Below are 13,836 nucleotides of genomic sequence, written 5' to 3' on the forward strand. Positions count from 1 at the left end.
TACCGAAAAGTCCGAATGGCTGGACGGACTGGCGGGAAACCGGTTACATCCTGCCGGTGAACGCTGCCTGGCCGGTCTTGGCTGGCCGGTTCGGACCGCGCCTGCTGTACGGAAAGCGCGATCCGCGCGACGCTGAGTACATGCGGATAACCGGTGTGCGAACCAAGCTGTACGAGTTCGAGCTCGACCGCCCGATCGGCGACGCCAACGACCCGAACGGACGCCGGCGGGTCGGCCAGCTGGCGATCTTCGTCGACACCGACGAAGGGCTCACAGGTCTCAGCCTCGGCAACCCGGGTGCGCGCAAGCAGGTGCACTGGCTCGCCGGGCTGATCGAGGGCGAGGACCCTGCCGGCGTCAAGGGTCTCTGGCAGCGAATGATGAGCAAGAACTTCAAGCGTGGCAACGAAGGCGTGGCGAAGGAGGCCTGCTGTCACCTCGACGTCGCGCTGTGGGATCTGAAGGCCAAGGCCGGCAACGAGCCACTGTGGAAGACCCTCGGCGCTGTCAACCCGCGCGTGCGTGCGTACGCGAGTGGGATCGACATGCCGCTGTCGGACGAGGAGCTGGCCGCGTTCTACCGGCGGATGGCCGCCCAGGGCATCACGATCGGCAAGCTGAAGGTCGGCATCGACCAGGAGACCGACCTCCGCCGCCTCTCGATCATGCGCGACGCGCTGGCGTCGGCCGGTGGGAAGCCCGAGCTCGCGATCGACTCCAACGAGTACTGGTCGCCGAAGCAGGCGATCCGCCGGATCCGCGAGATCGAGGAGACCCATCGGCTGCTGTGGGCCGAGGAGCCGGCGCGACGCTGGGACTACCGTGGGCTGCGCAAGGTCTCCGAGGCGGTCACCGCCGCCGTGGCGACCGGCGAGAACCTCAACGACGTCAGCGACTTCATGCCGCTGGTCGCGGGCGAGGCGGTCGACATCGTGCAGGTGGGCGTCTACACGTCCGGCATCACGGGCGCTCTGCAGGTCGCCGAGCTGGCGAACGCGTTCGAGCTGCCGGTGGCGATGATGAACTGCACGGCCAATTTCATGGCCCACCTGGCCGCGGTGCTGCCCAACCACCTGGCGCTCGAGGTGGTCGACCCTGGGAACGACAAGTTGGTCACGAAGGACCAGCGCATCGAGGACGGGTTCCTCGTCCTCGGCGACTCCCCCGGTCTCGGCCTCACGCTGGACGAGGAGGCGGCCGCACAGTACGAGGTCGAAGAGGTCTCGACGGTGGCGTCGCGCTACCCGTGGGGCCGCCGGCCTGGAGCCGGGCTGTACGAGGTGCCGTACACCGACCAGGAAGGCCGCGGCGAGAAGCTTCCGGTGGGCTAGGGCGGTTGTCGCTGGTGCGGACCTGACCCTTGGGTCGATGGAGGATGGTGTGGCTGAGGAGACGTTCGTCCTGCCCAACGTGTACGGCCTGATCAGGCGCCGCGATGGTGGTGTGCTGATCCAGCGGCGTTGGAAGCCGGACACCGATCCGGACAATCTCGGCAAGTGGGAGCTGCCCGGCGGCAAGTGGCGGGCCGACGAGTCGGCGCTGGACTGCTTGCGGCGCGAGCTTCGCGAGGAGTGTGGCATCGAGGCCGGGTCGGTCGAGGGCTTGTTCTCGCGGTACGAACACCTGGGCCAGTTGGTCGAGACATCCTCGCCCATCCTCGTGGTTCAGCTCCTCGCAGAGACGGCGCCGTCGGTTCTTGTGGTCTACGCCGGGTACTCCGACGAGCGGCCCGCCGCCCGAGGTGATGGCGCGCGGGACGCCACGTTCATGGACGTGGTCGAGCTGAAGCGCGCTCTGCGCGAGTGTCCGGACGATTTCACCGCGCTGTCGTTCGCCGCGCTGAGCGAGCTCGTCTCGCGAGGGCTGTTGTAACCCGAAACCGGCGCGTCCGGGGTTGACCGGGGTCTTCCGAAGTCGTTGCCGGACGAGTTGGCCGCGAGGAGAGTCGGGGGTCCGATCGGCAACAGCGAGGGAGGCAATGCCGCATGCGAGTCAAAGCAGTCATTTCACTGGTCATCATGACGCTCGCCGCGTTCGCGCTGGGCGCGGCGCCGGCGGCGCACGCCGACAGTCCACCGTCGGGATGTCTGTACTACGACGGCGGGACCGGCAGCAGCACGTACTACGACTCGTGTTACGAGTGGTCCGGCGACGATCACTGGGTGCTGGACAAGGAAGCCAACGGGTGGAGCGCGGGCGCCGAGATCCAGACCGACTACGGCAAGATCCGGTGGTGCGTCAACACCGAGGGCGAGGGGAACTGGCACGAGTGCGCGTTCGACCATCGCGAGGAATGCGCGGTGCGCTGGCGCCTGTACGAACAGGACCGTAGCGACCCGGCGCAGCCCACCCGGCGCTGGACCGCCTGGACTCCCTGGATCAGCATCAGCACCGGGCAGCCCACCGGCGGCGAGCTCTGCTGACCAGCCCAAGCATCACCAGGAACCAGCCGAGACCCCGGCCAGCGCGGACAGCCGGGGGCTCGGCTACGCCTGACCGAGCCCGGCCAGTTTCGCTCGGACCTGCGCCGCATCGGCATGGTCGAGCTCCTCGAAGAGCTGCAAAGCGCGACGCCATGCTGTGCCCGCCGCGGTGTCGTCGCCGGCGGAGTGGTGGGCGTCGCCGAGGTGGTCGAGGGTGATGGCGCGCGGGAGGCGGCTGCCCTGCTCGTGGGCGAGCTCGGCCGCCGTACGGCAGCATTCCACCGACTGCTGGTGGTTTCCGAGCCGACGATGCGCGCAGCCGAGGCTGTCCAACGTCGCGGCCTCGCCGGAACGGTCGCCGAGCTCGCGTAGCATCGCAAGCGCCTGTTGACAGTACGCCAGGGTCTGCCGGTCGTCCCCGAGCATCGCGTGGTCACAGCCGATCGCATTGAGCGCGCGAGCCTGCATGGACCGATTCCCCAACGCCTGGAAGAGCTCCAGCGCCCGCTCGGCCTGGTGCAGCGCGTCGCCGTGGTGGTCCTGGCTCGCGTAGACCCAGGAAAGGATGTAATGGAGGTGGGCCTCGGCCACGTCGTCGTCGACCTGCTCGCAGAGGTCGAGAGCCCGCCGCAGATGGCCCGCGGCCAGGCTGAACCGGTTGCGCCGAGCGTGGGCGACGGCGATGCCGGCGTGTGCGTGCACCTGCCCGATTCGCCGGTTCAGCCGGGTGGCGGCGGTGAGCGCGACTTCGTGGCTCGCCCGCAGATCGTCCCAACGGCCTTGGACATCGAGATAGTTCGCCACCGACCAAGCCAGCTGCCAGGCGTACTCACCGAACCCACCGGCGGCGGCCCGGTCGATGATCGCGAGCAGAACCCTGCGCTCGGCTGCGAACCAGGCCGCCGCCTGCTCGTGGTCGATCAGGGTTTCGGGGATGACGCCCCCGGCGCTCGGAGCGAGCGCGATCGACTCGCGGCCAGGGTGGAGCAGCCGGCTCGCGGTGCAGGCCGTGCGCAGGTAGTGGTCGAACAACCGCCGGAGGCAGCCCTCCACTTCGGCGTCGTGAGCATTGGCCAGTTCGGTGGCGTACGTACGCAGCAGGTCGTGCAGGATGAACCGGCCGGGCGCGGACTCCTCGACCAGGTGCGTCAGGACGAGCTCGTCCAAGCTACGGCGCACGTCGACCGGCGTCCGCCCCGTCATGCTCGCCAGCGCCGGCACCGAGATGTCCGGTCCCGGATGAACGCCCAGCAGCCGGAACACGCCCTGGCACTCCGCGTCCAGCGCGCGGTAGGAGGACGCGAACGCCGCGCGTACGTTGGTGTCCGGGTCGTCGGTCTCCAGCACGTCGAGCCGGCTCCGCTCGTCGGCCAGTTCGGTGGCGAGCCTGGACAGCGGCCAGGCCGGCTCGGCGGAGGCCCGGGCGCCGACGATCGTCAAGGCCAGCGGCAGCCGGTCGCAGTAGTCGATCAGCTGCCTGACCGCGCTCGGCTCCGTGGTGAGCAGCGCAGGGTCGGTGCCGCCCGCCAGCAGCCGGCCAGCATCGCCATCGGCGAGCACGTCGAGTGTGATCGCCTGTGCTCCGTGCTTCGCCACCAGGCTGGTCAGCCGATTACGGCTGGTCGCGAGCACGAACCCGGCGGAGCCGCCGGGTAGGAGCGGCTCGACTTGCGCGAGGTCGACCGCGTTGTCCAGCAGGATCAGCAGGCGCCGACTCGCCACCAGCGTACGGAAAAGTGCGGACTGGGCCTCCACCGTCGGCGGTATCCGCTCCGGCGGGACCTCCAGCGTGTCGAGGAAGTAGCGGATCGCCTCCGCCGGCGCGACCGGATCCGCGCCAGGGCTGAAGCCGCGGAGGTCGAGATAGATCTGCCCGTCGGAGAATCGGTCCGCGGCCTGTTGTGCCCAGTGCAGCGCGAGCGCGGTCTTTCCGATGCCCGCCTTTCCGGTGATCGCGGCAATGGTGAGATTCGTTCCGGCCCGACCCGGCGGCGCCAGTTCGTCCAGCCGCCGCAGCTCGCCCGCCCGGCCGACGAAACGGCTGGGCGCGGCGGGCAGCTGTCGAGGAACCACGGCGGCCGCGTGCTCCTGGCTTTCAGTCCGTACGTCGGAAGCGGTCTGGATCGCCCGCCACGCGGAAACCCACTCGGTGACTTCCGATTCCGTGCACCCGCACGCCCGGACGAGTTGCTGGACGAGATCGAGCGCCGGCAGATGTGTACGTTTCGGACTGAGCGCATCCGAGAGGGTGCTCCGCGGAAACCCGGTCAGCCGGGACAGGTGCGCGAGTGACGGGTTTCCCGCCCACGCCTTCACACTGCGAAGCTGGCGTACGAATGCGGAAACACTGTCGGCACTCAACGGACGCGGGCGCCCGGCGTTCCCCTGTTCCATCCCCGCAACCCCCCCGGCAGGCGTGTCGCCCTCTATCTAGAGGACGCCACGAACGCACCACTGGTTGCGTCGCGAAGCGTAAGGTGGCCCCCAGCACTCATGGGGTGGAGATGCCGATGATCGCCTTGCCGACAACGGAAATCAGCTCACCGGCGGTGGTCGAGTCCGCAGCCGGACGCACCGACCTGTTCCTGCGTTCATCCGGCGGCGACCTGATCCATCAGTACCGTTTGCCGGGAGGGTCCTGGACACGCGGTATCAACCTCGGCGGCGACCTGGCCTCGCAGCCGGCCGCGGTTTCGTGGGGACCCGGGCGGATCGACGTGTTCGCGCGCTTCACCGACAACGCGCTCTGGCACCGGGCGTCGACGTCCGGCAGCTGGACGGCGTGGGCACGGCTCGGGGGCATCCTGACCTCGGCTCCGGCGGTGACGTCCTGGGAGCCCGGCCGGTTGGACGTGTTCGTCCGGAATGTCGACGACGGCCTGTCCCACCGGGCCTTCGACTCCAGCGCGTGGACGCCATGGGAACGCCTGGGCGGCGAGGGCACGCTCAGCTCGAGCCCGGCCGCGGCAGCCTGGGCACCCGGCCGGCTGGACGTGTTCGTCCGCGCTGCCGGCAACCGCCTGTCCCACCGGGCGTTCAACGCAGGCACCGGCTGGACGCCGTGGCAGGCGGTGGTGGGCGGCGCGATGGAGCTGACCTCGCAGCCGGCCGCGGCCTCGCCGGCGAGCGGCCGGCTCGACGTCGTCGTACGCGGGACCGACAGCGCGATGCACCTGCTGCGCTGGACGGGCAGCTGGTCGGCATGGACGTCGCTCGGCGGTACGTTCTCGTCGGGGCCCGGCGCGACCGACCGGGGAGACGACGTACACCTCGCCGCCGCGTCGGCGAACGGCTACCGGTACGAAAAGGTGCGCAGCTCGCCGACCGGCTCGTGGTCGGCCTGGCGGGTGGTCGATCCGTATCTTCCGTTCCGGCGGCTCGCCAGCTGGGTGGACACGCTCGACTACTCCTCGCTCACCCCGGCGACCGCGGTCGCCGACCTGGACGCGCGCGGTGTGCGGACGCTGTTCCTCGGGACCGCGCGGTTCAACGGCGCCGCCGACTTCTTCGACCAGGCCGAGATGGCGCAGTGGCTCGACGCGGCTCACGCGGCCGGGCTGAAGGTCGTCGGCTGGTACGTGCCGGCGTACGGCGACCTGGCGCGTGACGTCCGGCGGACCGCGGCGATCGGCACCTACGTCAGCCCGACCGGCCAGCGGTTCGACGCGATCGGCGTCGACATCGAGCGGTTCGGCTCCGACGGCGAGGTCGACCACGACACGTTCAACGCGCGCGTCGTGCCGCACCTGCAGCAGGTCCGCGCCGGCACCGACGCCGTGGTCGGCGCGATCACGCCCTCGCCGTTCGGCACCGACCCGGGCAGCCGGTGGACGGGCTTTCCGTGGGCGGGCGTCGGCGCCAACAGCGAGGTCGTCGTGCCGATGGCGCTCTGGTCGTTCCGCAACAACTTCACGCCCGCCGAGGTCAAGGCCTGGGTGGCCGACCAGGTGAACCGCGCGCAGTCGCTCACCGGAAAACGCGTACACGTCGAGGGCGGTGTGCTGGGCGAAGGCAGCACGACCGTCGACAACACGCGCGTACAGGCGTTCGTCGAAGCGACGATCGACGCCGGCGCGATCGGCGGCAGCCAGTACGACTACCGCACGACCTCGACATCGTTCTGGTCGATCCTCGCCCAGCTGAACACCTTGTAGCGGTAGGGGGTGTCCTGTAAGTGTCGGCGGACAGCGACGCGACGGATCTCGGTCAGACCGGACCAGCCAAGCAGTGTCGTCTCGAGAGGGGTCCCGGCCCAGGTGGCCTGGACGCGGAACGGCCCCGATCCGATATCGGAGCCGGGGCCGTTGCGCTGCGAGTCCGCGGTCACCGGGCTTCGCGGAACTCCACGTGGCGGCGGGCGATCGGGTCGTACTTGCGCAGCACGATCCGGTCGGCGTCGTTGCGGCTGTTCTTCGTGGTCACGTAGGTGTAGCCGGTTCCCGCCGTCGAACGCAGCTTCACCACGCCGCGGGCTTCGTTACGCCTGGCCATCGTCGCCTCACTTCCCTTGCCGGCCGTAGCGCTGGTTGAACTTCTCGACCCGGCCTGCGGTGTCGAGCACGCGGCCCTGGCCGGTCCAGAACGGGTGCGACCAGGCGGTTACGTCGACGACCACGAGCGGGTAGGTGTTGCCGTCCGTCCAGGTCACCGTACGGTCCGACGTCATCGTCGAGCGGGTGAGCATCGAGTCGCCGGTGGCGCGATCCTGGAAGACGACCGGGCGGTAGTCGGGGTGAATGGCTCGCTTCATGTCCGCCTCAACGGAAATGACATCCGTTTCTATTCCCCGGCGGTCACAGGTCGCCGACTCGGAAGGTGGTGCTGTAGCTGCGGGACTCGCCCGGCTCGAGCCAGATCAGAGTGCCGTCTTCGCGGGCGGCGAGGGCGCCTTCGACGTGGTTGGTCGAGGGTTCGAAGCCCAGGGTGTAGGCGCCCTCTCGCAGGTGCATCCACTGGAAGTAGGCCGGGAACTCCGCCGCCGAGTACGACAGCTCGAAGGACACACCGAGCCGCGGGTTCACCAGGCGCACCTGCACCGAGTCATCCTCAGCCGGTTGCAGCGCATGCTCGTAGACCTGTTCCACGAACCCCGGTTGAGGGCCTGGCAGCGACAGGTGCGAAACCCCCTGCTCCGCAACGCTGTCGGACTGCCACAGTGTGGACGAGATCGGTGCCTCGAAGCGGGCTCCGGCATCGAGGAAGGGCCAGCCGACGTTGATGTGGTAGAGGTACATGTGCGGCGTCCGGTCGAAGCCGGCGTTGGTCACGGTGTCCAGGAGGCGGATCGACGAGCCGTCCAGGTCGGCTTCGATGCGGCGGTTCAGCACGAGGTTCTCGCCGAACACCGCCGCCTGCCGCACCTCGCCCTCGGCCCACAGCACGCACGAGTCGCCCGACCACGAGGTGCCGTAGCCTGTCAACCGCGCCGGAACGTTGGCGATCCGGCCGTGCAGCCCGTTCCACACGGTCGATCGGTGCGGATAGTGATACTGAGACGCGTCCACCGAGGCGGTGAAGAGCGTGTGGTCCAGCCCGCCTGTCACCAGCAGGCCGGAGAACGAGCGCAGCCACGACAGCCCGGCCTCGTCGGCGTACTCGTGCAGGCCCGGATGCCGGAATCCCGTCGGAGACTGCCAGCCGAACGCAGCGCCACGGTAGGACGCCGGCCCGATGTCCATCGCCCGGTCCACCAGGACGTCGAACGCCAGCCCGCTGCCCGTCCGGAACTCCAGCGCCCGGATCCCGCGTTCCACGCCGTCGGCCAGCTCGACCAACCGTACGCCGCCCGCGGCCGACAGGTCGCCCGTCAACCGCGCCAGCGAGGACCGCGACAACGACTGCCCATGGAGGTTCATGTCATCACCCAACCACCGTTGACTTCCACGCACTGCCCCGTGACGAACGACGCCTCCGGGCCGGCCAGGAACGCCACCACGCTCGCCAGTTCGGAAGGCTGCCCACGCCGCTTCAAGGCCTGACTCGACAGCACCGAGGCCTGATACGCCTCCTGATCCGGATGGATCAGCTCCGCCGCCGTGGGAAACGCCCCAGGCGAAACGCAGTTGACCCGGATCTCATGAGGACCGAGCTCCCGAGCCAGCGCACGCGTCAACGCCAGCGCCGCACCCTTGGTCGACACGTACGCCGCCAGCTCCGGCCATCCACCGTGCATCGTGATCGACGCGACGTTGACGATCGCGCCCCCACCACCGGCCGACACCATCTGCCGGGCAGCTGCCTGCGCGCACAGCCAGTACGCCCGCTGGTTCACCGCCACCACGTCGTCGTACTCCGCGACCGGCACCTCGAGGAACGGCCGCGCCGGATAGATCGCCGCGTTGTTGACCAGCACGCCGACCGGCCCGAGCTCCTGCGACACAAGGGAGAACGCCGACTCCACCGCCGACTCCGAACGCAGGTCGGCCACCACCGGCAGCGCCCGCCCGCCGGCGGCGGACACCAGCTCGACCGTCTCGCCGACCGTCGACGGATCGACGTCGAGCACCGCGACCGTGTGCCCGTCGGAAGCCAGCCGCTGCGCCGTCGCCCGCCCGAGCGCGCCACCCGCGCCCGTCACCAACGCCGTCGTCACGACTCACCTCCGGTCTCAGCCACCGCCCCGCTCTCCAGGAATCCGGCGATTTCCGAAGCGGAATAGCCGATGTCGGCCAGCACGTCCGAGCTCTGCTCACCGATCAGCGGCGCCCCGAGCCGGACCGAGGGCGGCGTCGAGCTCAGCTGGAACGCGAAGCCCGGCGTCGTCACCACCCCCTCGGTCGGATGCGTGTACGTCACGAACGACTCGTTGTGCCGCACCTGCGGATCATCGAGCAGCTCGGCGTACGAATGGACCGGTCCGGCCCACAGGCCGTGCGCCTCGAAGACCGAGAACCACTCCGAGGTCGTCCGCTCCGCCAGCCGTGTCCGCACCAATCCGGTGATCCGATCGCGCTGTGCATGCCCGTCGACGTCGGAGTCGAGCGCAGCCAGCTCCGGCAGCTCCAACGCCTCGCCCAGCTTGTCGAGCGGCGGCATCGCCAGCGCCACATAGCCGTCCTTGGTCGCGAACACGCCGTACGGGGCGCGGATGTAGGTGTGCCCGTGCGGCTCCTCGCCCCGCCGCTGCGGCACTCCCCCGACCGTGAAGACCGACAGCTCCTGCATCTGTACGGCGATCGCCGCGTCCAGCATGTTGACGCTCACCAGCTGCCCTTCGCCGGTACGTTCCCGGTGCAGCAACGCCGCCAGCGCTCCCTCGAACGCACTGTAGGCGGCAACCGCGTCCACGACGTACGTCCCCGACGGCGCGGGCGGATCCGTTGCCCGGCCCACGCTGAACATCGCTCCGGTCAGCGCCTGCAGCAGCAGGTCCTGCCCGGCTCGGGAGGCGTACGGCCCGCCCTCCCCGTAGCCCGACATCGACACGTAGACAATCCGCGGATTGATCTCCCGGATCGCCGGGTAGTCGACACCCAGGCGCGCAGCCACCCCCGGCCGATAGTTCTGGATGAACACGTCCGACGACGCAGCCAGCCGGCGTACGATCTCCTGTCCTGCCGACGTTTTCAGGTCGACCGCGAGACTCCGCTTGTTGCGGTTCAACGCCAGGAACGACGCGTTGATCTGCTTGCCGGTGGCACCTCCGGCCGGCGCCGACCGCTGCCACTCCCCCGTGACCGGCTCGACCTTGATGACGTCCGCTCCCAGGTCGCCAAGGCGCATCGCCGCCAGCGGCCCGGCCATCGCGACCGACAGGTCGAGCACCCGGTAGCCATCGAGCACACCCACGTGAGAGCCCCCTCAACGTCCTTCGAACCGTGGCTCGCGACGTTCCAGGAACGCCGCCCGCCCCTCGGCCGCATCCTTCGTCGCGAAGCAGATCGCCTGCAGGTCACGCTCGTACCGGACAGCGACGTCCGGTGAGGTGGAGTAGGCCGCCCACAGGTTCACCTTGACGCTCTCGGCGGCGATCGGCGCCCGCTTGGCGATCGTCGAGGCCAGCACCTGCGCCTGCACGAGCAGCTGGTTCGGTTCGTGGACCCGGCTCACCAGCCCCCAGGACAAGGCTGTCGAGGCATCGACCGGATCACCGGTCAGCAGGAGCAACGCGGCGTTGCTCGGCCCGATGCTCTGCGCCAGCCCGACCGCCTGTCCCGCGCCACCGATCCAGCCCAGCTTGATCTCCGGCGCGGCGAACGTCGCGGCGGAGGAAGCCAGCCGGATGTCGCACGCCATCGCGAGCTCGAGCCCACCGCCGAACGCATATCCGTTGACCGCCGCGATCACCGGCTTACGCAGCTCCCGCACTGCGTCGCCGTAGTCCTCGCGGTTGCGGAAGTCCCAGACAGTCTCGTATCGAGACAGCTCGCTCACGTCGCTGCCGACGCAGAACGACTTCTCGCCCGCACCGGTCAGCACCACGGCCCGCACCGAACTGTCGTGGTTCAGCCGGTCGACGTGATCCTGCAGCTGCGACGCCATCTCAGGCGTTATGGCGTTGAGCTTCTCCGGCCGGTCCAGCGTCAGCACCGCCACCGGCCCGGCCGTCTCGAGAGTGACCGAACCTTGCCCAGCGCCCGGCCCGCTCAGGTCCCCGGTCATGTCACAGCACCGCCGCAGCAGTAGATGCGGCTCTCCGCATCTGCCCGGGCGACCTCGACCACTACGCGCATCGCTTCCTCCGCCTTCCGGTGGTGCCCCTTGCGGATCGCCTCGGCGACTCGCTCGTGGTTGGGCAACGTCTCCTTGTTGTGCTCGATCGAACGCGTGTGGACCTGCCGGACCGAACGCAGCGCGATGCTGATGACCTCGTAGAGATAGAGCAACAGGTCGTTGTCGCAGGCCGCGAACACCGCACGGTGGAACGCGAGGTCGGCCTGGATGAACGCGTCGGGCTCATCCGCCGTCGCGTACAGAGCGGCCAGTGTCTCGGCGATGTGCTGCCGCCCGCGGGCGTCGGCTCGTTCGGCCGCGACCCGCGCCGCACCCGGTTCCAGCGCCACCCGCAGGTCGGCGAGGATCCGGATGTCGCGATCCTCGGCGGTCGGTTCGAACCGCCAGTGCAGGACGTCGGGGTCGAGCAGGCTCCACGAGTCACGCGCGCGGACGAGCGTGCCCGCGCTGCGCCTGGTCTCCAGCAGCCCCTTGCCCACCAGCACCTTGACGCCCTCCCGGACGGCCGACCGGCCGACGCCGAGCTCCTCCACCAGGCGGTCCTCGGTGGGCATGGCGACACCGGGCTCGTGCCGGCCGCGCACGATCTGCGCGCCCAGCACCTGTACGACCTGACTGTGCCGTTCCCGCCCGGCCGGCCTCACCTGATCCACACATGCTCCTTCCGGCAGGGCGCCCGTTCCGTGCTGGCAGCGTAACGGAGTTTCCGTTCGACCATGCTCACTTCATCTGACCAAATCCGGTCTTCATCAGATGAAGTGTCTTGACCGCGGTGTGACCCACGTTTACGGTCCCGAAACATCAAGGGAGCGGAGGAGGGTCATGTTTCGACGAAAGCCAAGCCTGGCGGGCGGAAAGGCCAGGGTCCTCGGCATCGCGTCCGTCGCGGCGCTGATCGCCGCCGGCGTCACGGCGAACGCGCTGACCGGCGCCGCGCCAGCGGCCGGTGCGGCCTGCCGGACCACCGAACTCTTCGTCTCACCAACCGGGAACGACCATGCGGACGGGACGAAAGCCAAGCCCTGGAAGACGATCGAGCACGCGCGTGACTACATCCGCGACCACGGGCTGAACGCGAAGAGCCGCATGCGCTGCGACGTCGTCGTCAACTTCCGGGCCGGCGACTACACCGTGAACCAGACGGTCGGCTTCGACGACGCCGACTCGGGCAACAACGGCAACCAGGTCGTCTATCGCAGCTACGACGGTCCCGGCAAGGCCCGCTTCCTCGGCGCCAAGCCCGTTACCGGCTGGGAGCGGTACGAGGGCGACATCTACCGGGCCAAGGTCGACGGCACGAGGCCCTTCTACACCCTGTTCGAGGACGGCAAGCGCGCCACCACCGCTCGTACACCGAACCGCAGATCCGAGGACGAGTGGGCGCCCTACCTCGTCTCCACCAACCCGCAGCCCGAACGCTGGAACACACCCAAGTGGCTGACGTTCAACCCCGGCGACTGGGATCCCGCGTGGGAGCCGACCTGGGGCGACCTGCACGACGCGCGGGTCGTGGTGTGGTCCGGGCACGACTGGATCTGGTTCACCGACACCGTGCCGATCCAGAACATGTCGTGGAACAACAACATGGTGACGCTGCAGTACGCGACGCGTTACCCCATGACGTCCGACGAAGGCGGGTCGCGCTACTACATCGAGAACTCCATCCACTTCCTCGACCAGCCCGGTGAGTACGCACTGGACACCGACGAGGGCATGGTCTACTACTGGCCGCGCGGCGGCTCGCTCGACGGCAGGACCGTCTACGCGCCGACGGTGCGGACCATCTTCGATCTCGCCGGCAGTTCGCCCGACCGTCGCGTGCACGACGTCGTGTTCGACGGCTTCGCGCTGGAGTACACCGACTTCGTCAACTGGTACCGCTATGGCTGGAACCAGGACGGCGACTCCGGCGAGGTGCACAAGTACCCGCAGTACGACCGACAGATCGAGCTGCCGCGCAACCGGTTCGGTGCGATCACCGTCACCAACGGCAAGAACATCGACCTGCGCCGGCTGCACATCTCCAACACCGGTTACACCGCGGTCTTCCTGCTGTTCGCCAACGAGGGCATCCGGGTCACCGACAGCCTGCTGGAGCACATCGGCGGTGACGGCATCAAGGTCGAGGGCGGCTACCCGGGCGAGGGCGACATCGCGCACGGCAACACGTTCTCCAACAACTTCATCGACCACTTCGGTGAGCTCGTGCCCGGCGACGCCTCCGGCGTCGAGCTGATGAACACCGGCGACAACGAGGTGAGCCACAGCGTCATCCAGCACAGTGCCCGCTACGCCGTGACGCTGGAGACCCGCCCGGAGGTCGCCAACGCCGACACCTATGCCAAGGGCAACACATTCACGTACCTGCGCCTCGCGCACTACGGCAAGGACAGCAACGAGCTCGGTGCGTTCTACGCCTACGGCCTGCAGAACCAGGAGCCGAACCCGATCATCAACACGGTGGATCAGGTGACGATCGAGGACGGCAACCCGGACCCCTCGGTGCTGAACCCGTCGTCGAACGGCATTCACATGGACTTCGGCGGCTGCGGTTTCAGCTTCTCCAACATCGAGGTGACCAACGTCCAGGGCAACAAGTTCAAGGGCAGCCGCAACTGCAACACGTTGTCCAACAACAGTTTCGACCCCGGCTTCGACCCGTCGAAGATGCAGTACGACGCGATCGGCGTCACGGCCGACTTCCCGTACCCCACTCCACCGACAGACTGACGGAAAGAGA

The 13,836-nt window shown here is 68.9% G+C and carries 13 protein-coding genes; 5 read left to right on the top strand and 8 right to left on the bottom strand.

From position 1 onward, the window contains the following. Positions 1 to 155: 155 nt before the first annotated feature. The 3 genes from ACYVF6_RS35055 (at position 156) to ACYVF6_RS35065 (ending at position 2,423) form a co-directional block, all read left to right on the top strand. On the top strand, positions 156 to 1,331 hold the full coding sequence (locus ACYVF6_RS35055) for a mandelate racemase/muconate lactonizing enzyme family protein (protein ID WP_460527699.1): 1,176 nt from the start codon (positions 156 to 158) through the stop codon (positions 1,329 to 1,331). Positions 1,332 to 1,368: 37 nt separating this feature from the next. Continuing rightward, on the top strand, positions 1,369 to 1,872 hold the full coding sequence (locus ACYVF6_RS35060; protein ID WP_460527701.1) for an NUDIX hydrolase: 504 nt from the start codon (positions 1,369 to 1,371) through the stop codon (positions 1,870 to 1,872). 113 nt (positions 1,873 to 1,985) lie between these two features. After that, positions 1,986 to 2,423 (top strand): hypothetical protein, encoded by a 438-nt coding sequence (locus ACYVF6_RS35065; protein ID WP_460527703.1) that lies wholly within the window; start codon positions 1,986 to 1,988, stop codon positions 2,421 to 2,423. A 63-nt stretch (positions 2,424 to 2,486) separates the two neighbouring features. Here ACYVF6_RS35065 and ACYVF6_RS35070 read toward each other — a convergent pair whose 3' ends face one another. After that, positions 2,487 to 4,817: an ATP-binding protein gene (locus tag ACYVF6_RS35070; RefSeq protein ID WP_460527705.1), complete on the bottom strand. Its 2,331-nt coding sequence runs from the start codon at positions 4,815 to 4,817 to the stop codon at positions 2,487 to 2,489. A gap of 116 nt (positions 4,818 to 4,933) precedes the next feature. On the opposite strand from ACYVF6_RS35070, the gene ACYVF6_RS35075 reads away from it, so the two are divergent. Next, positions 4,934 to 6,577, top strand: a complete 1,644-nt coding sequence (locus ACYVF6_RS35075) for a PLL family lectin (RefSeq protein ID WP_460527707.1) — start codon at positions 4,934 to 4,936, stop codon at positions 6,575 to 6,577. A 169-nt stretch (positions 6,578 to 6,746) separates the two neighbouring features. Here the strand turns inward: ACYVF6_RS35075 and rpmG are convergent, their stop codons facing one another. Genes rpmG through ACYVF6_RS35110 form a run of 7 tightly spaced genes read right to left on the bottom strand, consistent with a single transcriptional unit; the run spans position 6,747 to position 11,749 of the window. Next, on the bottom strand, positions 6,747 to 6,914 hold the full coding sequence (rpmG, locus tag ACYVF6_RS35080) for a 50S ribosomal protein L33 (RefSeq protein ID WP_460527709.1): 168 nt from the start codon (positions 6,912 to 6,914) through the stop codon (positions 6,747 to 6,749). Positions 6,915 to 6,921: 7 nt separating this feature from the next. Continuing rightward, positions 6,922 to 7,173 (bottom strand): 50S ribosomal protein L31, encoded by a 252-nt coding sequence (locus tag ACYVF6_RS35085; protein WP_460527711.1) that lies wholly within the window; start codon positions 7,171 to 7,173, stop codon positions 6,922 to 6,924. Between the two features lie 43 nt (positions 7,174 to 7,216). Continuing rightward, positions 7,217 to 8,278 carry an aldose 1-epimerase family protein gene (locus ACYVF6_RS35090; RefSeq protein ID WP_460527713.1) on the bottom strand — a complete coding sequence of 354 codons (1,062 nt, stop codon included), beginning with the start codon at positions 8,276 to 8,278 and terminating at the stop codon, positions 7,217 to 7,219. Further along, positions 8,275 to 9,015 (bottom strand): SDR family NAD(P)-dependent oxidoreductase, encoded by a 741-nt coding sequence (locus ACYVF6_RS35095; protein WP_460527715.1) that lies wholly within the window; start codon positions 9,013 to 9,015, stop codon positions 8,275 to 8,277. The genes ACYVF6_RS35090 and ACYVF6_RS35095 overlap by 4 nt, the downstream gene beginning before the upstream one ends. Beyond that, on the bottom strand, positions 9,012 to 10,211 hold the full coding sequence (locus tag ACYVF6_RS35100; RefSeq protein ID WP_460527717.1) for a CaiB/BaiF CoA transferase family protein: 1,200 nt from the start codon (positions 10,209 to 10,211) through the stop codon (positions 9,012 to 9,014). Before ACYVF6_RS35100 ends, ACYVF6_RS35095 begins: the two co-directional genes overlap by 4 nt. 12 nt (positions 10,212 to 10,223) lie before the next feature. After that, on the bottom strand, positions 10,224 to 11,024 hold the full coding sequence (locus tag ACYVF6_RS35105) for an enoyl-CoA hydratase/isomerase family protein (protein WP_460527719.1): 801 nt from the start codon (positions 11,022 to 11,024) through the stop codon (positions 10,224 to 10,226). Beyond that, complete coding sequence (locus ACYVF6_RS35110; RefSeq protein WP_460527721.1) at positions 11,021 to 11,749, bottom strand: FadR/GntR family transcriptional regulator; 729 nt, start codon at positions 11,747 to 11,749, stop codon at positions 11,021 to 11,023. Before ACYVF6_RS35110 ends, ACYVF6_RS35105 begins: the two co-directional genes overlap by 4 nt. A 169-nt stretch (positions 11,750 to 11,918) precedes the next feature. Between ACYVF6_RS35110 and ACYVF6_RS35115 the strand changes: the two genes are divergently transcribed. After that, entirely contained in the window at positions 11,919 to 13,826 is a 1,908-nt protein-coding gene (locus ACYVF6_RS35115) for a right-handed parallel beta-helix repeat-containing protein (RefSeq protein ID WP_460527723.1), read from the top strand. The last annotated feature ends 10 nt before the right edge of the window (positions 13,827 to 13,836 follow it).

Source organism: Flindersiella endophytica (assembly GCF_054779015.1).

Excerpts from the sequence above, each read along its gene's own strand:
- ACYVF6_RS35075 (WP_460527707.1), top strand. The coding sequence starts at position 4,934 with ATGATCGCCTTGCCGACAACGGAAATCAGCTCACCGGCGGTGGTCGAG.
- ACYVF6_RS35090 (WP_460527713.1), bottom strand. The coding sequence starts at position 8,278 with ATGAACCTCCATGGGCAGTCGTTGTCGCGGTCCTCGCTGGCGCGGTTG.
- ACYVF6_RS35070 (WP_460527705.1), bottom strand. The coding sequence starts at position 4,817 with ATGGAACAGGGGAACGCCGGGCGCCCGCGTCCGTTGAGTGCCGACAGT.
- ACYVF6_RS35115 (WP_460527723.1), top strand. The coding sequence starts at position 11,919 with ATGTTTCGACGAAAGCCAAGCCTGGCGGGCGGAAAGGCCAGGGTCCTC.
- ACYVF6_RS35105 (WP_460527719.1), bottom strand. The coding sequence starts at position 11,024 with ATGACCGGGGACCTGAGCGGGCCGGGCGCTGGGCAAGGTTCGGTCACT.
- rpmG (WP_460527709.1), bottom strand. The coding sequence starts at position 6,914 with ATGGCCAGGCGTAACGAAGCCCGCGGCGTGGTGAAGCTGCGTTCGACG.
- ACYVF6_RS35065 (WP_460527703.1), top strand. The coding sequence starts at position 1,986 with ATGCGAGTCAAAGCAGTCATTTCACTGGTCATCATGACGCTCGCCGCG.
- ACYVF6_RS35085 (WP_460527711.1), bottom strand. The coding sequence starts at position 7,173 with ATGAAGCGAGCCATTCACCCCGACTACCGCCCGGTCGTCTTCCAGGAT.
- ACYVF6_RS35060 (WP_460527701.1), top strand. The coding sequence starts at position 1,369 with ATGGAGGATGGTGTGGCTGAGGAGACGTTCGTCCTGCCCAACGTGTAC.